Below are 21,658 nucleotides of genomic sequence, written 5' to 3'. Positions count from 1 at the left end.
CACAGACCCTGACAGCACAGAGGATTCCCGTGGACACGACTCTCACCCCCGATACCCAGACCCTGCTCGATGCGGCGGCCGGATTCGAGGAGCGGCTCATCAGCGAGGCCCGCGAACGCGAAGCCGCAGGCCGCATCGGTGCCGATATCACCCGGGAGATGGGCCGCGCCGGTCTCATCGCCCCGGAACTGCCGACCCACCTCGGCGGGGCCGGGCTGACCAAGGTCACCGCGGGTCTCGTCACCGAGGCCATCGCCCGCGGAGACCTCACCGTCGCCTATGTTCAGGTCGTCGGATCCCTCATCGGACAGGTCATCGCCCGCAATGCCAGCGCCGAGGTGGCCGCCCACTACTGCCGCCTCATCACAACCGGTGACGAAACGGTGGCTATCGGGCTCTCCGAACCGGAGGCTGGTTCAGACGCCGGAAACCCCTCGACCACAGCCCGACGGGACGGCGACGACTGGATCGTCAACGGCACGAAGTCGATGTCGCTGGCCATGAGCTCGACGGCGACGGTGATCTTCGCCCGCACCGATCCTGAGGCGGGGCGCGGTAAGGGCATCTCGGCATTCCTCGTCGACCTCGAGGCTCCCGGGGTGACCCGGAACCCCATCATCGACATGGGCCAGGCGGCGGTCGCCCGCGGCAGCGTGGACTTCACCGATGTCCGCGTGCCCTCCGACCACCTCCTCGGCGAGGTCGGCGGAGCATTCACCCAGGTCATGCAGGGATTCGACTTCTCACGTGCACTCATCGGACTGCAGTGCACGGGGACTGCGACGCGCGCGATCGAGGATGCCTGGGCCTACGTCAAGGGACGTGAGGCCTTCGATCAGCCGCTGTCGAAGTTCCAAGGGGTCTCCTTCCCCCTGGCCGAGGCGGAGACGAAGATGGCGGCGGCCCGACTGCTGTGTCTGGACACTCTGCGCCTCGGCGACGAGGGCCTCCCGCACACCTCGCAGGCTGCCATGTGCAAGTGGTGGGCCCCACTCGAGGCCTACCACGCGGTCCATCAGTGCCTGCTTCTGCACGGGCAGAACGGCTACAAACAGGACCGGGACGTCGAGAAGCGACTGCGCGACGTGCTCGGCATGCAGATCGGCGACGGCACCGCCCAGATCATGAAACTCATCATCGCCCGCAACTCCGCCGGGCGGAAATTCGCCCCTTGACCGGGAGGAGAACACCGGCCGACCGAGTGGAACACCGGCCGACCGGAGCGAACACACCCACCTGGCGACTCAGCATCAGACCCACCACTGGAAGGACACCAACCATGTCAGCATCCACAACCGCACCCCTGACCGATCGCATCATCATCGTCACCGGTGCCGCCTCCGGGATCGGCAAAGGAATCGGTACCCGACTCGCCGCCGACGGCGCCACCGTCGTCGTCGCCGACCTCGACGCTCAGAAAGCCACGGACACCGCCTCTGCGCTGGGAAACGATTCGATCGGACTCGCCGCCGACGTCACCGACCGTGCGGCCGTGGACTCCATGATCGCCGAGGTGGTCGAGCGCTTCGGTCGCATCGACGTGCTCGTCAACAACGCCGGCTGGGACAAGGTCGAACCGTTCATGGAATCGACCCCGGCGACCTGGCAGCGGGTCATCGCGATCAACCTCCTCGGCACGCTCAACTGCACGCAGTCGGCGGCCGAGCATATGATCGCAGCCGGATCGGGATCCGTCATCAGCATCGGCTCGGACGCCGGCCGGGTCGGGTCGAGCGGGGAGGCCGTGTACTCGGCGGCCAAGGGCGGGATCATCTCGTTCACGAAGACCTTTGCCCGCGAGGTCGCCCGCTACGGGATCTCCGCGAACTGCGTGTGCCCCGGACCGGCCGACACCCCGCTGTTCGCCGAGATCTCTGCGGACAATCCGAAGCTGCGCACCGCTCTGGAGAAGGCGATTCCGATGCGTCGGCTTGCTCAGCCCGAGGACCTCGCGAACGCCGTGGCCTTCTTCGCCCGTCCCGATTCCGCCTATGTCACCGGCCAGACACTCTCCGTCTCCGGCGGACTGACGATGGCCTGAGGAGCACGACCAACAGCACCACCCGAGTCACAGGTACGACACCAGAGCAAAGGAGCCCTGCTATGCCCACCCGATTCGAGACCACCCTGACCGACTCCATCATCGAGGAATTCACCTCATCCGGGGACTGGAAGAACCAGACCCTGCTCGACCACCTCGAGCACTGGAGCGCACAACGACCGGACGCGATCGTCACCCGCGATCCCTACGGTGCTCGCACCTATGCCCAGCTCAGCTCGGACATCGACATCTGTGCCCGGGCGCTCGTCGATCTCGGGGTCGAACCCGGTGACGTGGTGGGCGTGCAGCTGCCGAACTGGTACGAATGGCTGGTCATCCACCTCGGCGCGATCAAGACCGGCGCCGTGACCAACGGCCTCATTCCGATCTATCGGGACCGCGAGATCGAGTACATGGCGAAGAAGGCGTGCGTCTCCGTGCTCTTCGTGCCCAATCGCTTCCGGAAGTTCGACTATCCCGATATGGTCGACCGACTCCGTCCGAACCTGCCGGGGCTGCAGCACACGATCGTCCTCGACACCCCGGGCGAGGAAGCCTTCGACGGTCGGGACGGCTTCGAGAAGTGGACGGATTTCCTGGCTCGAGGAGAACGCGACTCAAGCTTGGACGGTTCGCGGCCGGCCGCCTTGGCGATCGAATCCATCGATTGGGACGATCGGCGCCCCGACCCCAATGATGTCGGTCTGATCCTCTTCACCTCCGGGACGACGGGCAATCCCAAGGGCGTGATGCACACGCACAACAACGTGCTCGCGGCCTCGCTGCCGTGGCCGGATCACCTGGGCCTGGACGAGGATTCGGTCATCCACATGGCCTCGACCTTCGGCCATCTCACCGGTTATATGTACGGAGTGTGCCTGCCCCTTCTCATCGGCGGATCGGGCGTATTCCAGGACGTGTGGAACGGCGAGGAGTTCGCCCGTCTCGTCGCCGAACACGGAATCCAGCACACATCTGGGGCGACTCCGTTCCTCCACGATCTGCTCGAGGTGGCGAAGTCGACGCAGCACGATCTGTCCTCGCTGACGCACTTCTGCTGCATGGGCGCCCCAATTCCGCGCGTCATGGTCAACGAGGCGCGCACGCTGCTGCCGGAGCTCAACGTCTTCGGCGGCTGGGGACAGACGGAATGCGGGCTGGTGACGATGACGGCACCGGGCGACTCGGAAGGGAAGGTCACGAGCACCGACGGACGCGCCCTGGGCTCGATGAAAGTGCGCATCGTCGACCCCCTCGGGGAACCCGTTCCCGCGGGTGTCGAAGGAAAAGTCCAGGTCACGGGCCCATTCCTGTTCGTCGGCTACCTCGATGAACCGAAGCAGACGGCAGACGCCTTCGCAGGCGTTTGGCTCGATACGGGAGACCTCGCCGAAATGGATGATGAGGGCTTCATTCGGATTGCAGGGCGGTCGAAGGACATCATCATCCGCGGCGGTGAGAACATTCCCGTGGCCTATATCGAGAACATCCTTTACGAACATCCCGCGGTCTCGCAGGTCGCCGTCGTCGCGGTGCCACATCCCCGGCTGCAGGAGATCGCGTGCGCGGTCGTCACCCTCAACGAGGGCCACAGCCTGACGATGGACGATCTGCAGGAGTTCTTCGACACGAAGGGAGTGGCCAAGCAGTACTGGCCAGAGGCACTGCAGTGCCTCGACGAGTTCCCTCGTACGCCAAGCGGTAAGATTCAGAAGTTCAAGCTCAGAGAGGAAGTCGCCGCCGAGCATGTCAGCTGAATCCGAAGACCTCAACGCGATCGTCCGCGGCGCCCGCGCGGAATTCCGAGAGCGGCAGATCGTCGACGCAGCCGTGCGTCTGATGCAGGAGAAGGGCACCCATTCGGTGTCCATGCAGGCGATCGCAAGGTCCGGTGGGGTCAGCGTCGGACTGCTGTACAAGTACTTCTCGGACAAAGAGCAGATCGTGCTGGCCGCAATCACCCGCGTCCTCGAGGAGTTCCGACTGCGCGTTCCCTCGGCCATCGCCGAGGCGGCCGAACCCGTGGACAAGGTCATCGCCGCGTTCACGGAGTTCTGCCGCATCGTTGGTGAGCAGAGGCATGCGGTCGTGCTCACTTATCAGGTCTCAAGGGCACTGTCGAAGGACGGACTGAAGTCGATTCAGGACCAGGAGCTCGAAACCCTCCAACCCCTCGTCGACGTCGTCACCGCCGCCGTCGATGCCGGCGATTTACGTGATGTCGATGCGCAGGTGCTCGGGCACGACCTCATGTCGATCGCCCACATGTGGGCGCTCAAGTACTGGTACTTCCAGCGGATCGGGCTCGACCTGGAGACCTATATCGACCGGCAGGTGCGCACGCTCGTGCTGAGCAACCTCAGCGAGGCGGCTCGGGAGCGGATCGGGAAGCCGTAAGCCGCACTCGATAAGACAGGCAGCAAGCCTGCCCCTGACTACCGAGGACGGCCCCGCCGGGCCACCTCGTGCGGAGTCATCGGGTTTTGATCCAGTCATCGAGAGAAAACTCGATGACTGGATCAAAACCCGATGACGAAGTGGACGAAACCCGATGACGGACGCTGACGAACTCCGCGCCGTGACGGGGGCAGAAGCCTGCACACCAGCGGCTCGTCGGTCATTCCGACAACCTCACCACGAGTGAAGGCGGCCTGACCATGAGTGAAGGCGGCCTCATCACGAGTGCAGCGGCACGCTCGATTCGTCGGTGAGCGCGAGGAAGCCGAAGGTCTCCTGCAGATACAGCTCGACTGTCTCACTGTCGTGGCCGCTGTAGCCGATCGACAGGTCCTGGCCGAGGTGGAGTTCGTAGTCGCCGCCGCGGGTGGACACGAGCAGGGCGCCCTCGAGAGCCGGCGCCCAGACGATCTCCCCGGCACCGAGCTGGCGCGAGAGGTGGTCGCGGATCGGGAAACCGTGGTCGGTCGACTCGGAGACCTTCGTGTACTCGGCCTCGGACAGCAGAAGGCTGTAGGGCCCGTCGACACCGGCCGTGCGCAGGCCGGACAGCGCCTGCGCCACCGCGTCCGCATAGTCCTCGACCGCATCAGGCAGGGTCACGACCGCGTTCGACGAGTTCGGGACGATGCCGCCGATTCCCGCGGAGTCGAGCCCGTGCAGGATGGCCCGGTCCTCGGCCAGCGCGATCGTCGTCGCCGCGTCCTTGACCGGCTGCCAGTCCGAATCGCCGGAGCCGCGCGCAACGTCGTCGATGGCCTCACGCGTGACCGTGAATGGGGCGCGCAGTTCGACGAATTCCTGCACGATGCGCTGCCGAATGTGCAGACCCGACGAATACGACTGCACATGTTTGATGTGCCCCGTGGTCACCGAGGAGGTCTCGAAGCCGGTCGGCCCTTCGACGTCGACGATGCGCCGACCGGCGATATTGCGCTTGAAGGTGCGTCGAGCCTCTTCCTCGATCTCCGCCCAGGCCGGGCCGGTGATGGGGGCGAGTTCGCGATAGAGATTGTTCACTGTCGTCTCCTGTTCAGGCTGCCGATTCCCAGGCTGCCGTCCGTGGGTGCTGAGGGGTCTGCGTCTGTCGGGTCATCGCTGTCTGCCGGATCATCGGCGACCGGGTCGTCGTCCGCTCCGCCGTCGCTGTCCGGTCCGTCGACCTTCGCCGAGGCGGCTCCACCGATCCCGAGTCCCACCTGGATAAGTTCCTCGTCGGGATCGTCGAGGAAATCCTAAGACGGGACGAAGAACAGCCCGCCGGTCACCGCGGTCGAGAAGTCGAGGATCCGGTCGTAGGTGCCCACCGGGTCTCCGATGAACTTGTTCGTAAGCATCTGCTCGGTCGTCGTCACGTCGGCGGCATAGGCGATGAAGTAGGTGCCGTATTCCCCGGAGCCGACGGATCCGAAGACCATATTGTCGCGCACGATCTCCCGGTCGTTGCCGTCCTCGTCCTCGATCGAATTGAGCACGAGGTGCGAGTTCGGGGCCTTGTCCTCCTCGGCGAATTCGACGTCGGAGAGTTTGTGCCGCCCGAAGGCCGCTTCCTGCTCCTCGACGCTGAGCTCGTCCCAGGCCGACATGTCATGCGTGTATTTCTGAACGATCACATAGGTGCTTCCCGGATACCCCGGGGCGCCATTGCCGGGAACGGCTCCGGCCCCGGCTCCTGCCCCGACGGCGGCTGCGACATCGGGTCCCTCCTCGGCGGAATCCGATACGGCGTCATCGGGGTGGCGGAACACGGCATCGACGGCACCCTGGTCCTCGGGGTTCTCGGTGCCGTCGACGGAGCCGAGGATGTCACGTTCGTCGAAATACCGGAAGCCGTGGACTTCGTCGGCGACATCGACGGCGCCCTGCAATGCGTCATCGATGAGGCGGGCGAGTTCGAAGCACAGGTCCGGGCGGCGAGCGCGGATGTGGAACAGCAGGTCACCGGGGGTGGACGGTGCCGTGTGGACGTCTCCGCGCTGTTCGATGAACGGGTGGAGACCCCATGGTCGGGGCGCGGTGAACATGCGGTCCCAGAGGTCGGCGCCGATGCCCATGACACAGCTGAGATCTGCTTCGCGGGAGCGGAAGCCCACCGTTCGGGTCAGACCTGCGATCTCGGGCAGGAAGTCCTTGGCTGTGCTCTCGAATCCGGGGCGAACGGTGAGGACGAGGAAGATCGCCGACGGCGACGGCGGAACGAGCACCCGTTGCGGACTCTTCCCATTGGGGAATGCCTGTTGCCAGACGGTCACTGCATCATCTCCTCCGCTCGCGGATTCGGCGCGGTGCACCTCGAGACACCAAGGTGGCCTCCGTCTCGGACGTCTACGCCTCACCAGGCGCGATTGGCCACGGTGCGCGTCGGTCGAAAGGCACCCCTGAGATCGACAGGCACGAAGGCCGTGACGCCGTCGTACACTCGAAGGGAAGCGAGCGAAAGGAGCATCTGCCGATGTCCGAGAAGAAGAGCTCCGCCAAGAGCAGCGCACACGAGGTCCGGGTCCGCCGCATCTACGACGACGTGCAGAAGTCCGATGGGACACGGATCCTCGTCGATCGCGTCTGGCCGCGCGGGGTGAGCAAAGACAAGGCCCACCTCGACGAATGGGTCAAGGACGTCGCGCCCTCGACCGAGCTGCGCAAGTGGTATTCCCACGACCCGGAGAAGTTCGACGAGTTCGCCCGCCGCTTCCGCGAGGAACTGAAGAACGATGATGCCGCGCAGGCTCTCGATGAGCTGCGCGAGCTCGCACGGACGGGGACTCTGACCCTGCTCACCGCGGCCAAGCGCGACGACATCAGCCAGGCCACGGTGCTCGCCGAGATCCTCAAAGACGACAAGAAGACGAGTGGCGCAAAGACGAGCGGCAAGGCCAGCGAATGAGCGAGATCAGCCCTGACACCCGCGACTGGACCGATGTCCTCACCGGGGGCTGCTCCGAGTGCGGCTTCACCGGCACCGAGGACCCGACCGGAGTCCCCTCCACCCTCGCCGAGGCGGCCGCCACCTGGCAGACGGTCCTGACCAGGGCTGACGCCACCGAACGGCGCAACCCCGACCGGTGGTCCGACGTCGAGTACGCCGCCCATCTGCGCGATGTCCTCGACGAATTCCGCCGCCGCACCGAGCGCATGCTGGCCGAGACCGACCCGACCTTGGACAACTTCGACGGCGATGCGGTCGCCGTCGATTCCGACTATGCCCATCAGAATCCCGCCGAGGTGGCCCCCGCCCTGCGTGTGGCCGCTGAGTCGTATGCCGGCCTCCTGTCCCAGGTCAGCGGGGAGGAATGGGATCGGCGGGGCTTCCGCTCCGACGGTCATGCCTTCACCGTCGCCTCACTCACGCTCTACGGACTCCACGAAGTCCGGCACCACCTCGGCGACGTCGGGGCCTGACAACACGACCGAAACGACCGGCGAAAGGCGAGGCCATGTCATTGGAATGGGAGCAGATCGTCATCGATTCGTCCGACCCGTTCACGCTCGGGCGCTGGTGGGCTCGGGCGCTCGGCTGGGTGATCGTCGACGAGAACGACACGGAGATCGAGATCCGGCAGACCCCCGATCGCCTGCCGGGAATCATCATCGGCATCGACCGGGAAGAGAAGGTCGCGAAGAACCGACTCCACCTCGATTTCCGGCCCGATGATCGGGACGCCGAGGTGGCCCGCCTCCTCGACCTCGGAGCACGCCGTGTCGATGTGGGTCAGACCGGAGACGAACCCTGGGTCGTCCTCGCCGACCCCGAGGGCAACGAGTTCTGCATCCTCGGCTGAAACGACTTTCCCCAAGCATTCGTCGTTCCACCAGGCCCAAGACCCAACCATATCCGAATACCGTTCCGGGCCGCTGTCTACTCCTGGTTCTCCCCGCTGCTCACCGAAGCGGCCGGCTGCCTCGGGATCCTGGGCCAGGAGTGCTTGGGGGCTTCGGCATCGGTTCCTTCAACGGCGTCGATCGCTCGTAGCGGGATCGGGCCAGCGCCGCGGAGCAGGAACCTCCGCTACCGTCCCCCAACGCCTGATGTCGGTGATCGCGAGTACTCTGCGAGCAGTCCGTCGAGGCGGTCGGCCATGAAGCGGTAGTACTCGTTCATCTGTTCGAGACGCTCCCTCTGCACCGGGGGAAGTCCCCGGCCCTCGCGGTCGGCCGATTCCGCGAAATCGAGCAGCTGCGCCGTCGTCTGCCGCTGGTGCTCGAGACAGCCCACCCAGGCGTCGGCGCGCCAGCGGTACACGAACTGCCGCTGACCGGGCTCTTTGAACCTCTCGATGACTCCGTTGTCGATGAGCAGTCGCGTGGTCTCCGAAACCGAGCCCTTGCTGGCGGCGAGCCGCTCCTGCAGCTCGGCCATGGTCAGCGGTGTCTCGCTGAGCATGAGGACTCCGGCCGCGCGACCGGCCATCGGGGGCCAGCTCATCGCCTCGCCGATGCGTCGACCGAAGCTCTCGACCAGCGACTCCTCCACGCCTCGGCTGCCTTCCGGCACGGATGCCGTCACATCGATCCCCTTCATAACAGTTCAGTTATTGATGAACATTCACTATTGACTGAACTTTGTGATGTCAGTCATTCTAGGTGCTGAGCGGAACGATCCGCCACTGGCTCCCAAACTACTCGTTCTCAAGGAAGATGTGACGTGAAAGAAGACAACTGGGACATCATCGTCGTCGGAGCCGGCTCAGCCGGCGCAGCATTCGCCGTACGTTCGGCACAGCAGGGCAAACGCGTCCTTCTTCTCGAGGCCGGTCGCGACTATCGGTCAGCACAGATGCACGAGGCCTGGAGATCGCCGAATCCCGCGGTCGCGATCATGGATCCCGATGCCATCGACGGGATGATGTGGACCGATCTCGAGGCCACGCGCACCGAGGCACAGCCACCTGCACCGTACTGGCGCGGACGGGGCTTGGGCGGAAGCTCCTCGATCAACGGGCAGATCGCCATCCGTCCTCCTCTCGAGGACTTCGACGAATGGGCGCAGACCGGTTGCGAGGGCTGGTCGGGCGCCGAGGTGCTTCCCGCCTTCATCGCCCTCGAAGAAGACGAGGAGTTCGGCGCGGCCGTCTATCACGGGGACTCCGGACCCACTCCCATCTACCGTGCGCCTCGTGAGAGGTGGGGATCGGTCGATTCCGCCCTGGCCGATTCGGCACTGGCCGCCGGATTCCCATGGGCCGCCGACGTCAACGCGCCGCGGGCCACCGGGGTCTCTCCCTATCCGATCAACTCCCGCGATTCGCGCCGGGTCAGCGTCAACGACGCCTACCTCGAAGGGGCACGCGAGCTGCCGACGCTGACCATCCTCGGCGAGGCGACCGTCGACCGTGTCATCCTTGAGAGCGGGAGGGCCGTCGGTGTCCGAGTCCTCGTCGACGAAGTGCCCGAGGAGCGGTACGCCACTACGATCGTGCTCAGTGCCGGCGCCGTCCATTCCCCGGCCATCCTCATGCGCTCGGGCATCGGGCCCCGCGAGCATCTGAGGTCCCTCGGCATCGACTGCCGGGCCGATCTGCCCGTCGGGCAGGGTCTGCAGGATCACGCGATGGCATCGATCACTCTTCCGCTCACCGCCTCGGCGGGGGTCTCGACGCCGAACGATCGGCACACGAATGTCTGCGTACGCTGGTCGAGCGGCGACGGGAGATTCAACGATCTCATGTTCGTGTCGATGAACCAGAGCGTGATCTCCATGGCGACGGCGAACACGGGTGCCGAATACGGCGCCCTCGGGGTCTGGCTCAACCAATCGGACTCCCGCGGCAGCGTCACTCTGACCTCGGCCGACCCTCTCGACCAACCCCTCGTCGCCGAAAAGATGCTCTCCGAACCCGGTGACCGTGCGCGGTTGCGGCTGGGGGTCAGGCGCCTGGCAGAGCTGCTCGACGAGGACGCAGTCCGGGCCATCCTCGGCGGCTCCGTCGAGGAGTGCAATCCCGAGCTCTTTGCCGCACTCGACGACGACGAAGCACTCGATGCTCACCTGCTCGCCACCGTCGCCGACGCGCAGCACGGCACGAGCACATGCCGGATGGGCCGAACTGAGGATCCGACCACCGTCGTCGACGCCGATTGTCGGGTGCACGGATTCGAGAACCTCCACGTCGTCGACGCCTCCGTCTTCCCGGCGGTGCCGAGGGCGAACACCAATCTGGCAGCCATCATGGTCGGCGAACTCATGGCCGATCGCATCAAGGAGTGAGAAGAACAGTGCTGACCCTGCAGAACCACATCGACGGCGCCTGGACCGATTCGCACGATGAGCATCGTCTCAGCGTGGTCAATCCCGCCACCGAGGTCGCCGAGGCCGAATTCGGTCGCGGATGCCCGGCCGACATCGACGCGGCAGTCGCCGCAGCCAAGCGGGCCCAGCAGACCTGGGCGACGACCGCGCTCGAGGACAGAGTCGCCCGAATCCGCGACTGGGCCGATCGCATCGAAGAGCACACCGAAGAACTCGCCGAGCTCGAATGCCGAGAGATGGGCAAGCCGATCGGCATCGGCCGCGGCTTCATCGCCGCCGGCGTCGCGGGTCTACGCGCAGCGGCCGCGGAGGCGCTCGACTACCCGTTCACGACCAGAATCGAGGATCCGGACGGCGGGCACACCCTCATCGTCCGGCACCCGGTGGGAGTGGCGGCGGTCGTCACTCCGTGGAACTTCCCTGTCGCCATGGTCCTCGGCGCGCTTGGTCCCCTGCTGGCTGCGGGCAACACCCTGGTGGTCAAGCCCTCGGAGCGCTCACCGCTGTCGACGGTGAAGCTCGTCGAACTGCTCGACCTGCCCGCCGGAGTGCTCAACCTCGTGCTCGGCGACGCCCACGCCGGCGAACCGCTGGTCGCCCACGACGACGTCGGCCTCGTCCACTTCACGGGGTCGGTCGCAGCGGGGCGCGCGGTCGGGGCCGCCTCGGGGCGTGCCCTGCATCGGGCAGTGCTCGAGCTGGGCGGCAAGGACCCCGTCATCGTCGACGAGGATGTCGATGTCCCCGCTACGGCGCAGGCAGTCGCCTTCGGATCCTTCGTCAACACCGGCCAGATCTGCACGTCGATGGAGCGCATCTACGTCCACGAGGCGATCGCCGAGAAGTTCGTCGAAGAGCTGGTCTCTGCAGCCGAGGGGTTCGATTACGGTGACGGTCTCGATCCGAGTGTGATGATGGGACCGCTCGTCGATGATCGACAGCGCCGGTCGGTGCACGCCCAGATCGTCGACGCCGTCGCCAAGGGCGCCACGGTGCTCTCCGGCGGAGAGCTGCCCGAGGGAACCGGGTTCTTCTATCCGGCCACCGTCATCGCCGACGTCGACGAATCGATGGCGCTGATGACCGAGGAGACATTCGGACCCGTCGCCCCCATCACCGTCGTCTCTTCGTTCGCTGAGGGCGTAGAGCTCGCGTCCCGGTCCTCGTTCGGGCTCGCAGCCACCGTGTACTCGCGTGACCCTGACCACCTCGACGAGGCTTCACGCATTCCCGCCGGAGTCGTCTGGATCAACGCCTGGCAGGGTGGCGGCAGCATCCGTACGTACGAACCGGCGCGGGCCAGCGGGATGGGAGCCACGGGAACGACTGCGGCGTTCGATGCCGCCACGCGTCCCACGACCGTCCACATCGCTGCCGTCGACGATTGAGGCTTGGCCCAGGCATGGACTCAAGTGTCGCGGAATGGCGCGAGACTGTAGTTTGTTACAGGGCACAGATCGTCAACCCGTGAAAGGACGTTCCATGAGCAAGTTCGCTGTCACCAATGCCAACACCGGCGAAGTCGAGGAAGAGTTCGCCTCGGTTCCCAAAGAGGAGATTCCCGCCTACATCGATCGTGCCCACGAGGCACATCTGGCGTGGAAGGAGACGCCGCTGCATGAGCGCGCAGCGATCCTGCGCAAGTTCGCCGATCTCGTCGATGAGAACGCCGATGAGATGACCGACATCATCGGCCGTGAGATGGGCAAGATCAAGAAGCAGGGCCTCGGCGAGGTCGACAAGGTCGCCCGCACCGCCCGCTGGATGGCCGACAACGCCGCCACCCACCTGTCCACGACCCACCTGGCCGCCGCCGGTGCGGCCAAAAGCTATGTCGAGCACCAGCCGCTGGGCGTGCTGCTGGGCATCATGCCGTGGAACTTCCCGTACAACCAGATCGCCCGCTTCGTGCTGCCCAACCTCATGGTCGGCAACACGATCATCATGAAGCAGGCATCGATCTGCCCGAAGTCCTCGCAGTACTTCGAGGACCTCCTCACCGAGGCGGGACTGCCGAGGGGCGTGTACCAGAACATCTACCTCGATTCCTCCCACGCCGAGGAGGTCCTCAAGGACTTCCGCGTCAAGGGCTTCTCGCTCACCGGTTCCGAGGGTGCCGGTGCGTCGGTGGCCGCGATCGCCGCGAAGTACTACAAGCGCGCGGTCCTCGAGCTCGGCGGAAACGACCCGGCGGTCGTCCTCGACTCGAAGGACGTAGCCTCGGTCGCGCAGAAGCTCGTCGGGCTGCGCCTGGCGAACGCTGGCCAGGTCTGCACCTCGCCCAAGCGCATGATCGTCGTCGATGAGCTCTACGACGAATTCGTCGCGGAGGCCGTCAAGGCCGCCGAGGCTACGAAGGTTTCGGACTTCGACGACCCCGAGGTCGGTATGGGACCCGTGTCCTCCGAAGGTGCTCGTGACGAGATCATCGAGGCGATCGAGAAGGGTGTTGCCGATGGCGCGACCCTGCACACCGGGGGCAAGAAGCTTGACCGTCCCGGCTGGTTCATGTCCCCGGCCGTGCTCACCGACATCGACCCGAAGTCGGACCTGGGCTGCAACGAGCTCTTCGGACCGGCCGTGATGATCTACCGCGCCAAGGACGAAGAGGATGCTCTGCGTCTGGCCAATGACACCGAATACGGCCTCATGTCCTCGGTGTGGACCGATGACCTCGAGAAGGGTCAGGAGTTCGGCAAGAAGATCAACGCCGGCATGACCCTGATCAACAGCCACATGGAGTCCGGACCGGAGTACCCCTTCGGCGGCATCAACCGCTCCGGCTACGGCCGCGAGAACGCTCAGTGGGCGTTCCAGGCGTTCACCAACGAACACCTCATCCGCGTCCACGCCTGATCCCGTGCGCGCCCCGGTCTGAGTCCGGAGCAATAGACGACGCCCGGTCGGCTGCGAGTCATTCGCAGCCGACCGGGCGTTGTCGTTTGAGGTACTCGTGGTGGAAGCTGAGAGACTCGAGCCCCATGCACGCGGCGATGCCGGTGTCGGACCGGTCGCCTGGTCCTCAGCCGAGAGCGGGTCCGACGCGGATCGCGTCGGCGGCGTCGAGGGCGAGTTCGATGCTCTCGTCCCCGATGCTCACCGCGATCGACGAGGCGGCCGAACTGATCGATCTCACCTGCAGCTTCGTACCGATGACGATTCCCCGATCGGTGAGATAGCGCAGCAGCTCGGGTGAACGGTCGGAGACCCGGACGACCTCGACCTCGACACCCGGTGGTGTCTCCTGCAGACGCCGACTCGGGAATTCGGCGGTGCGTCCGTCAGCGTCGGGGATCGGATCCCCGTGCGGATCGCGCTGCGGACTTCCCATCGCTGCGTTCATCCGTTCGAGGACAAGATCGGACACGGCATGTTCGAGCCGATCCGCCTCGTCATGGACCTGATCCCAGGTCAGGCCCAGGGCCTCGACGAGGTAGGACTCGACGATGCGGTGACGCCTGACGATCTCGACAGCGATCCGCCGGCCCGCGTCGGTGAGCACGATCTGCCCGTAGGGTTCGTAGTCGATGTAGCCGTCGCGGGCGAGCTTCTTCAGGTTCGCCGATACCGTCGAGGCGGTCACTCCCAGCTGCTCGGCCATCTCCGTAGTGGAGGGACGACCGCCCGGCCATTCGTAGGCCTTCCAGATGAGGGTGACGTAATCCTCGACCATGCGAGTGACAGCGGGGCGCGGCATGATGGTCATTCTACGCGCGGGTACCGGCCGATTTCGGATCGGGCGCGGTTCCGACCATCGATTCGCGCTTCGGTTCGGCCGCCTCGGCGGGGGTGCGCATCTCACTGTCATCGACGGTCTCATCTGCACTCTCTCGCGGGGGACGGCGGAACGGAGCGGCGAGGGTGGGCAGGATGTCACCCCGGTGGAGGATGAGGAACACGATCGCCAGCACCGCCTGGATCGCGGAGAGGATGTAGCGCCCGGACGTATCGGTGACGAAGAACTGCAATCCGAAGAGCGCGGCGAGTCCCAGCGCGGGTGCCCAGTGGAAGCGCAGAGCCAGGATGATCGCGACGCCGAGGATGGTCTGCGTGGCCGTGAGCGTGAACTCCTCGATCTGCCGCCCGTCCAGGGGCAGCCCGAGGCCGCCGCCACCGGCGAAGTGCGCGATCGGCAGGGAGCCGACGAGCAGGCTCCACTGGTTGACCTTCGAGGCGATGAGCGTGCCGATGGCGGCCCCGCCCATGCCGCGGACGGCGAACATCGCGGCGATGATGAACTCGGGTGCTTCCGAGGCCAGCGGGGCCAGCCACTGGACGAGGAAGTAGCTGTCGATGCCGAGGCGCTCACCCGAGGCCACGAGTGCCTCGGCGAACGGTTCGGCCGAGAGCAGGATGATCGCGGCTGAGACGACGAACATGGTGACCACTGTGATCCGGCGGGCCTTCTGCGGCATGGCGACGATGAGGGCCGCGGCGCCGACGAACTCCTCGTCGTCATCTCCCGCGGCCTGTCCGGCCCGCCACAGATAGGCGGCGAAGATGAGGACGAGGGCTGAGCCGAACCAGATGGGGATGCTGCCGAGCAGCGGAATAGCGAAGGCGATCACACCGAGGATGACGAGGAAGCCGATGTCCATCCGGCTGCCCGAGTCGATGCGCAGGGAATGCTGGATGGGGGCCTTCGTCCGCTTGGCCATGCGGCGGGCGACGAGGAGGGCGATGATGACGACGAGCGGCCACCCGAAGCCGAGCAGCAGTCGGTTTGATCCGGTCATATTCGCCGCCGCGAAGTGCAGGTAATCGGGGTCAGATCCTGATCGGAACGCGTAGTAGAGGTCCACGGCGTATTCCGGGAGGACCGCGATGAGGGCGAGCAGGGCGATCGCCAGAGCACCCGAGATGTCCTTCTGCGCCGCCTCGGCGGCCCAGGCCAGGAGAAAGGCGGCCGCGACGATGGCGGCGCCGAACGCGAGGAGCTCGAGAACCGGAGCGAGTTCGACACCGGTGACGCGAAGCACCACGGCGGGTGCGGCGATGACGAGGCAGATCGCGATGCGGCGGATGATTGCGGTGGGCATATCTCAAGACTTCCCGCCGCGAATCGGGTGTGTCTACGCACAACTGAGACTTAGACGCCTCCAACAATTGCGAAAGGTGCCGGGATCCGCTTGTTTCTGGGGATCTCACGGCCCGCTGAGATGAAGTCGTGTGCCTCAGATCACCGGAGTTCGGAGAGTGCCGCGGCGAGGTATTTCGCGGAGGGGCCCGCTCCGGCATCGACGATGTCGGCGGGGGTGCCGGTCGCCACGACCCGACCGCCGTCGTCACCGGCGCCGGGGCCGAGTTCGACGACGTGGTCGGCGACGGCCACGACGCGCATATCGAGTTCGACCATGATGACCGTGTTGCCGGCGTCGACGAGGGTCTGCAGGTGTGCGACGAGCCGGTCGGCATCCGCACAATGCAGTCCGGAGGTGGGTTCGTCGAGGACGTAGAGGGTGTCACCGCGCTGGGAGCGCTGGAGCTCGCTGGCGAGTTTGACCCGCTGCGCCTCACCGCCGGAGAGTTCGGTGGCGGGTTGGCCGAGGCGCAGGTAGCCGAGGCCGACGTCGATGAGGGCGGTCAGGGAGCGCATGATGTCGAATTCGCCGGTGAAGAAGTCGTGGGCTTCCTCGACGCTCATGGCCAGCACCTCGGCGATGGTGCGTCCGCGCCACAGGATCTCCAGGGTGCTCGACTGGAAGCGGGTGCCGTGGCAGTCGGGGCACTCGGTGTAGACCGAGGGCAGGAACAGCAGCTCGACCATGACAGATCCTTCACCCTCGCAGGTGGGGCAACGTCCACCGGCGACGTTGAACGAGAAGCGGCCGGGCTTGTAACTGCGCTCTCTGGCCTCGGGGGTCTCGGCGAAGCGCCGGCGCACATGGTCGAACAGGCCGGTGTAGGTTGCGACGTTGGACCGGGGCGTGCGACCGATGGGCCTCTGATCGATGCTCACCACCCGTCGGATCCCGGTGAGTTCCCCGGTGACGGTGCCATCAAGGTCCTCGGGTTCGTCGGCGAGCAGGAGTGCGTCATCATCGGACGCCGGTTCGTCAGCAGTGGTGGAGGTGCCCAGTCGGTCGCCGACGAGGGCCGGGAGAACCTGACTGACGAGGCTGGACTTTCCCGATCCCGATATTCCGGTCACGGCGGTCAGTGAGCCCAGCGGCAGGTCGAGGCTGATGTCGTGGAGATTGTTGCGGCGGATGTTCGCAAGTTTCATCCAGCCTCGTGGATGCCGGGGTTCGTGGGGTTCGAGTCCGCGTCCGCCGAAGACATAGCCCCTGGTCACGGATTCGTCGATCTCGGCAAGTCCGGCCGTCGGCCCGCTGTAGAGGACGTCCCCGCCGCGTTCGCCGGCCCCGGGCCCGATGTCGACGAGCCAGTCGGCATGCCTCATGATGTCGACGGAATGTTCGACGACGAAGAGGCTGTTCCCGCGGTCCTTCAACCCGTCGAGGATGCCCAGTAGGGCATCGACGTCCTGCGGGTGGAGGCCGGCGGAGGGTTCGTCGAGCACGTAGACGACGCCGAAGAGATCCGAGGTCAGTTGGGTGGCCAATCGCAGCCGCTGCAGCTCACCGCCGGACAGCGTCGGTGTGGTCCGATCGAACGAGAGGTACCCGAGGCCGAGGTCGACGATCGGGCGGAGCCGGTCGATGAGACCCTCGCCGAGGCGGACGAATGCGGCAAGCTTGTCCGCCGAGGGGTGATCGTCTGTGTCCATGGTCGCCTTCGCCGAGGCGACCTCATCGCGAAGGACGGACATGAGTTCATGCAGCGGCAGGGCGGAGAATTCGGCGATGTCGAGACCGGCGATCGTCACCGACAGAGCGTCGGGCCTGAGTTTCTTTCCGTGGCACACGGGGCAGGGACCGGCACTGAGGAACTCGGCGACGCGACGCTTCATCCCGGCACTCTTCGTGTTCGCGAACGTGTCGAGCACGTACTTCCGGGCTCCGACGAAGGTTCCCGAATAGGTCGGTTCGGCGCCTGCTGCGATCGCTTCGCGCGCTTCGTCCAGCGTCAGCCGGGAGTGGACGGGAAGGTGCGGAGTCTCCTCGGTGTAGAGGATCCAATCGCGGTGTTCGCGCGGCAGGTCCTGCCAGGGGACATCGACGTCGTAGCCGAGAGCGACGAGCACATCGCGCAGCTGGTGGCCGTGCCAGGCCTTCGGCCAGGAAGCGATGGCGCGCTCCCGGATCGTCAGCGTCGGATCCGGGACCATCTTGTCCTCGGGCACCTCGTAGACGCGGCCGATTCCGTGGCATTCCGGGCAGGCACCTTCGACGGTGTTCGTCGAAAAATCCTCGGCCAACAGCATCGACTGTCCCTCCGGGTACCGTCCCGCCCGTGAGTAGAGCATGCGCACGAGGCTGGACACCGTGGTGATGCTGCCGACGCTCGAGCGTGCGCTGCGCCCGCCGCGCTGCTGCTGCAGGGCGACGGCCGGCGGCATTCCCGTGATCGAATCGACGTCGGGGACCCCTGCCTGGTCGATGAGCCTGCGGGCATACGGTGCCACGGATTCGAGGTACCGCCGTTGGGACTCGGCGAAGAGAGTGCCGAAGGCCAGGGAGGATTTGCCCGATCCGGACACTCCGGTGAACACGACGAGCGCATCCCGGGGCACGGTGAGGTCGACGTTGCGCAGGTTGTGTTCCCTGGCCCCGCGGACCCGCACGTCCGGCTGGATCTCGGTCGAGGATGTCGGATCCGCGGGCACAGAGGAGGTCATGAGGTCACCGTACCAAGGTCGGGACCTCCGATCACCGAGGTGGCCGACGACAGAACCCCTCGTTCCGGGAAATTCGGAACGAGGGGTTCGATGGGCCTCAGCCGGCCGCAGTCAGGGGCCGACCGTCATTCGGCGGGGCCGACCGTCATTCGGCGCGGCTGGCCTCGGTCGGTTCGACCACCTCGGCGGGATAGTCGTCCTGATCCTCGGGCTTGCGGATGAAGAACGCGAGGACGACGGGGACGATCGCGATGACCGTCGCCAGCAGGAACGCGGCGTGCCCGCCGGGGGCTCCCGCCTCGGGGACGGACTTGCCGTCGGCCTGGCCGGCATGCAATGCAGCGGAGTAGATCGAGATGAGCAGCGCGGTTCCGGCGGCTCCCGCAACCTGCTGCAGGGTGTTGAGCGCGGCCGAACCGTGCGAGTACAGGTGGCGGTCCAACGACCCCAGTGACGCGGAGAAGAGCGGAGTGAACGAACCCGCCAGGCCCAGGGACATGACGATCTGGATGATGATGAGCAGCCAGATCGGCGTGCCCACCCCGGCCGTCGAGTACGCGAACATCGAGGAGGCGATCATGATCGTGCCGGGAACGAGCAGCGTCTTGGGTCCGCGAGCGTCATAGATCCGACCCATCACAGGGCCGAGCAGGCCCATGAGCACCGACCCCGGCAGGAGCACGAGACCCGACTGGGTGGCGCCGAGGCCGACGACGCTCTGCAGGTACAGGGGCAGCAGAGAGAAGGTGCCGAACATCGACAGTGCGACGACGGCCATGATGATGACCGAGAAGACGTAGTTGCGCGAGTTGAACACGCGCAGGTCGAGCAGGGCGCGATCGCTCTTCTGCAGGACGAGCTGACGCCACACGAAGAGAGCGAGGAAGACGACTCCGCCGCCGATCGTCGCCCATGCCAGGGTGCTCGTCGATCCGCCGCCTGCCTCACCGCCGTGGCCGCCGCCGAACCGGCTGAGGCCGTAGACTATGCCGCCGAAGGCGAACACGGACAGGATGATGGAGACGATGTCGATGGGGGCGTGAGTCGACTCGCCGAGGTTGGTCATCCACTTCGCGCCGAGTGCCAGTGCGATGAGCGCGATGGGCAGGATGATTCCGAAGAGCCAGCGCCAGCCGAGCGAATCGAGGACGATGCCCGACATCGTCGGTCCGATGGCCGGTGCCAATGAGATGACAAGGCCGACTCGACCCATCATCCGACCGCGCGAATGTGCCGGGACCACGTTCATCATCGTGGTCATCAGCAGGGGCATCATGATGCCGGTTCCTGCGGCTTGGACGATGCGTCCGATGAGGAGCAGGATGAATCCCTGCGAGACGAGGCAGATGAGCGTGCCGGTGGAGAACAGGATCATCGCGGCCAAGAAGATCTGACGCGTGGTGAAGCGCTGGAGGAGGAAACCGGTCGTCGGGATGACGACGGCCATGGTGAGCATGAACGCGCTGGTCAGCCACTGGCCGAGCTCCGGAGGGATGCCGAGGGCCTTGTTGAGCTCGGGGATGGCGATGGCCATCGTCGTCTCATTGAGAATGGCTACGAAGGCAGCCACGAGCAGCAGCCAGATGACTCGCATGCCGGCCGGGTCGATGGTGTCGCTATGCTGTGTCTGCGCCTGTGCGGGTGAGCTGTCGCTGGACAAGACGGTGCTCCGTTCGGATGTGTCTGAATGGCCCGGGGTGTGGGCGGAGGTCGCACGCAGATGCCGAATCGACGCGCAGACGAAGGGGTCAACAGCATCTCAGACTAACGTATTCCCGTTTCGCGCCGACAGTGGGGAGAACCCTATTCTGTCGACCGTCCGGTCCTCATCTCCTCCGAATGCCTGGTTGCTGCCGATTCGCCGCCGATCTGCTCTGCGACAGCGTCGAGACTGCGGGTGAGTTCGCTGATCCTGTCCTCGAGTCGGCGAACGTGGGCGACCGTCGCCGCTTGGTTCTCGTCGACATTCGTCGAGACCTTCTCAACGATCCATGAGGCGAGCGTTCCCGTGACGACACCGAGCAGCGCGATGCCTCCGAGCATGAGGCACACCGCCAGCGTCCTTCCCACTCCGGTGACAGGTGTCATATCGCCGTAGCCGACAGTCGTGATGGTCACGAACGACCACCAGATGGCGTCTCCCATCGTGTTGATCGCAGAGTCCGTGTGCCGTTCGGCATCGAGCACGGCCAGCGAGGCGGCATAGACGAGCAGCGCCGACGCCGAGGCGGTGTAGATGAGGATCCGGCCCCGAACCGCAGTCCCGATCGTCCGATTGAGAACGTGCAGAACGGTGATCGCTCTGAGCACGCGCAGTGGACGCAGCAGCGGGAGGACGATGACGACGAGTTCGAAGAGATGATGGACGAACCACTCCCACCGTCGCTGCGCGAGGATGAGATTGACGGCGTAGTCGACGATGAAGACGAGCCAGGAGGCGAACACTATCCCGTAGGCGATGTCTCCGGCTCGCCCGGTCGGCTCTCCGATGACCTGCCAGCTGTACGCGGCGAGAAAGATCACCGCCGTGGTGATGAGCGGCCATTCCATGATGTCCTGCCAACGTTGCGATGTCACGCGTCGACTCTAGCAGTGCCTTCCGGACATCGACGATGACACGTTCCATGACCGATGAGCCGGCGTTCTCTGCCGACCCTTCGGTACCGCTCATCGCCGGCGCAGACGACGAAAGCTCCGAACCGCAATCGGTTCGGAGCCTTCGTTCTACGAGTGCTGTCTCAAAACTACTCGAGTGGAGGTAAGGGGACTCGAACCCCTAACCCTCTGCTTGCAAAGCAGATGCGCTACCAATTGCGCCATACCCCCGAAATGGGTTCACACCCTCACACCGAGTCGGTGTGTTCGGACCATTCGGCCTGGGCACCCTGGTTGCGGTGCCGCCACCCGAAGAATACTCCCAGTCCCACTACAGTGAGACCGCTGAGAATCCATCTTCTCATGATCCTCCTCGAAAAGAAATCCTGTTGTGACAGGACGTGGGCCTACCTGGACTTGAACCAGGGACCTCTTCGTTATCAGCGAAGCGCTCTAACCGCCTGAGCTATAGGCCCTTATCGGGTGAACCCGAAGTAAAACAATACCCATCGACCGCAGCCAAACACAAATCGGCGAACCGTGACCCCTCTCACACCCTCCCCTTATTGCTACCTGA

General features: G+C 65.5%; 19 protein-coding genes and 2 tRNA genes. 10 read left to right on the top strand and 11 right to left on the bottom strand.

Features of this window, described 5'->3' with window-relative positions; translation table 11 throughout:
* Positions 1-29 precede the first annotated feature (29 nt).
* The 4 genes from AD89_RS0113360 (at position 30) to AD89_RS0113345 (ending at position 4,438) form a co-directional block, all read left to right on the top strand.
* Positions 30-1,175: an acyl-CoA dehydrogenase family protein gene (locus AD89_RS0113360; protein WP_025779680.1), complete on the top strand. Its 1,146-nt coding sequence runs from the start codon at positions 30-32 to the stop codon at positions 1,173-1,175.
* A 104-nt stretch (positions 1,176-1,279) separates the two neighbouring features.
* Positions 1,280-2,041 carry an SDR family NAD(P)-dependent oxidoreductase gene (locus AD89_RS0113355; RefSeq protein WP_025779678.1) on the top strand — a complete coding sequence of 254 codons (762 nt, stop codon included), beginning with the start codon at positions 1,280-1,282 and terminating at the stop codon, positions 2,039-2,041.
* A 62-nt stretch (positions 2,042-2,103) separates the two neighbouring features.
* Positions 2,104-3,798 carry an AMP-binding protein gene (locus tag AD89_RS0113350; protein ID WP_025779676.1) on the top strand — a complete coding sequence of 565 codons (1,695 nt, stop codon included), beginning with the start codon at positions 2,104-2,106 and terminating at the stop codon, positions 3,796-3,798.
* On the top strand, positions 3,788-4,438 hold the full coding sequence (locus tag AD89_RS0113345) for a TetR/AcrR family transcriptional regulator (RefSeq protein WP_025779675.1): 651 nt from the start codon (positions 3,788-3,790) through the stop codon (positions 4,436-4,438). The genes AD89_RS0113350 and AD89_RS0113345 overlap by 11 nt, the downstream gene beginning before the upstream one ends.
* Before the next feature lie 279 nt (positions 4,439-4,717).
* Here AD89_RS0113345 and AD89_RS0113340 read toward each other — a convergent pair whose 3' ends face one another.
* Genes AD89_RS0113340 through AD89_RS18680 form a run of 3 tightly spaced genes read right to left on the bottom strand, consistent with a single transcriptional unit; the run spans position 4,718 to position 6,750 of the window.
* Positions 4,718-5,518 (bottom strand): family 1 encapsulin nanocompartment shell protein, encoded by an 801-nt coding sequence (locus tag AD89_RS0113340; RefSeq protein ID WP_025779673.1) that lies wholly within the window; start codon positions 5,516-5,518, stop codon positions 4,718-4,720.
* Positions 5,515-5,697, bottom strand: a complete 183-nt coding sequence (locus AD89_RS18685; RefSeq protein WP_035320845.1) for a hypothetical protein — start codon at positions 5,695-5,697, stop codon at positions 5,515-5,517. The genes AD89_RS0113340 and AD89_RS18685 overlap by 4 nt, the downstream gene beginning before the upstream one ends.
* A gap of 36 nt (positions 5,698-5,733) precedes the next feature.
* Complete coding sequence (locus tag AD89_RS18680; RefSeq protein ID WP_051505258.1) at positions 5,734-6,750, bottom strand: Dyp-type peroxidase; 1,017 nt, start codon at positions 6,748-6,750, stop codon at positions 5,734-5,736.
* A 200-nt stretch (positions 6,751-6,950) separates the two neighbouring features.
* On the opposite strand from AD89_RS18680, the gene AD89_RS0113330 reads away from it, so the two are divergent.
* From AD89_RS0113330 to AD89_RS18675, 3 genes are read left to right on the top strand one after another with little or no spacing between them, the layout of a single operon-like run.
* Complete coding sequence (locus tag AD89_RS0113330) at positions 6,951-7,382, top strand: DUF488 domain-containing protein (protein WP_025779671.1); 432 nt, start codon at positions 6,951-6,953, stop codon at positions 7,380-7,382.
* Positions 7,379-7,897 carry a DinB family protein gene (locus AD89_RS0113325; RefSeq protein WP_025779669.1) on the top strand — a complete coding sequence of 173 codons (519 nt, stop codon included), beginning with the start codon at positions 7,379-7,381 and terminating at the stop codon, positions 7,895-7,897. The genes AD89_RS0113330 and AD89_RS0113325 overlap by 4 nt, the downstream gene beginning before the upstream one ends.
* A gap of 35 nt (positions 7,898-7,932) precedes the next feature.
* Positions 7,933-8,277, top strand: a complete 345-nt coding sequence (locus tag AD89_RS18675; RefSeq protein ID WP_035320844.1) for a VOC family protein — start codon at positions 7,933-7,935, stop codon at positions 8,275-8,277.
* Between the two features lie 227 nt (positions 8,278-8,504).
* On the opposite strand, the gene AD89_RS0113315 is transcribed toward AD89_RS18675, so the two are convergent.
* Positions 8,505-9,002 carry a GbsR/MarR family transcriptional regulator gene (locus AD89_RS0113315; protein WP_197021765.1) on the bottom strand — a complete coding sequence of 166 codons (498 nt, stop codon included), beginning with the start codon at positions 9,000-9,002 and terminating at the stop codon, positions 8,505-8,507.
* A 138-nt stretch (positions 9,003-9,140) separates the two neighbouring features.
* On the opposite strand from AD89_RS0113315, the gene AD89_RS0113310 reads away from it, so the two are divergent.
* The 3 genes from AD89_RS0113310 (at position 9,141) to AD89_RS0113300 (ending at position 13,601) form a co-directional block, all read left to right on the top strand.
* On the top strand, positions 9,141-10,703 hold the full coding sequence (locus AD89_RS0113310; RefSeq protein ID WP_025779665.1) for a GMC family oxidoreductase: 1,563 nt from the start codon (positions 9,141-9,143) through the stop codon (positions 10,701-10,703).
* Entirely contained in the window at positions 10,700-12,133 is a 1,434-nt protein-coding gene (locus tag AD89_RS0113305; protein ID WP_197021764.1) for an aldehyde dehydrogenase family protein, read from the top strand. The genes AD89_RS0113310 and AD89_RS0113305 overlap by 4 nt, the downstream gene beginning before the upstream one ends.
* Positions 12,134-12,227: 94 nt before the next feature.
* A complete protein-coding gene (locus AD89_RS0113300; RefSeq protein ID WP_025779661.1) occupies positions 12,228-13,601 on the top strand; it encodes an aldehyde dehydrogenase family protein in 1,374 nt (457 codons plus the stop codon).
* A gap of 166 nt (positions 13,602-13,767) precedes the next feature.
* On the opposite strand, the gene AD89_RS0113295 is transcribed toward AD89_RS0113300, so the two are convergent.
* The 7 genes from AD89_RS0113295 to AD89_RS0113260 form a co-directional block, all read right to left on the bottom strand.
* Entirely contained in the window at positions 13,768-14,442 is a 675-nt protein-coding gene (locus tag AD89_RS0113295) for a metal-dependent transcriptional regulator (protein WP_197021763.1), read from the bottom strand.
* A gap of 10 nt (positions 14,443-14,452) precedes the next feature.
* The gene (locus AD89_RS0113290) at positions 14,453-15,784 is read right to left on the bottom strand and encodes a sodium:proton exchanger (RefSeq protein WP_081770482.1); all 1,332 of its coding nucleotides are present in this window, start codon (positions 15,782-15,784) and stop codon (positions 14,453-14,455) included.
* A gap of 140 nt (positions 15,785-15,924) precedes the next feature.
* Positions 15,925-18,486, bottom strand: coding sequence for an excinuclease ABC subunit UvrA (locus tag AD89_RS0113285; RefSeq protein WP_025779655.1), 2,562 nt, complete (start codon positions 18,484-18,486; stop codon positions 15,925-15,927).
* A gap of 145 nt (positions 18,487-18,631) precedes the next feature.
* A complete protein-coding gene (locus AD89_RS0113280; protein ID WP_155807448.1) occupies positions 18,632-20,080 on the bottom strand; it encodes an MDR family MFS transporter in 1,449 nt (482 codons plus the stop codon).
* 209 nt (positions 20,081-20,289) lie between these two features.
* Entirely contained in the window at positions 20,290-21,063 is a 774-nt protein-coding gene (locus AD89_RS0113275; protein WP_025779650.1) for a potassium channel family protein, read from the bottom strand.
* Positions 21,064-21,239: 176 nt separating this feature from the next.
* Positions 21,240-21,312 (bottom strand) — tRNA-Ala (locus tag AD89_RS0113270).
* 171 nt (positions 21,313-21,483) lie between these two features.
* Positions 21,484-21,557: transfer RNA gene (locus tag AD89_RS0113260), tRNA-Ile, on the bottom strand.
* Positions 21,558-21,658 lie beyond the last annotated feature (101 nt).

Origin of the sequence: Brevibacterium sp. VCM10, from assembly GCF_000583215.1 — a bacterium.
GTDB classification, from domain to species: Bacteria; Actinomycetota; Actinomycetes; order Actinomycetales; family Brevibacteriaceae; genus Brevibacterium; species Brevibacterium linens.
The sequence above is the reverse complement of the archived record's forward strand: the minus strand, read 5'-3'. Positions and strand labels throughout refer to the sequence as shown.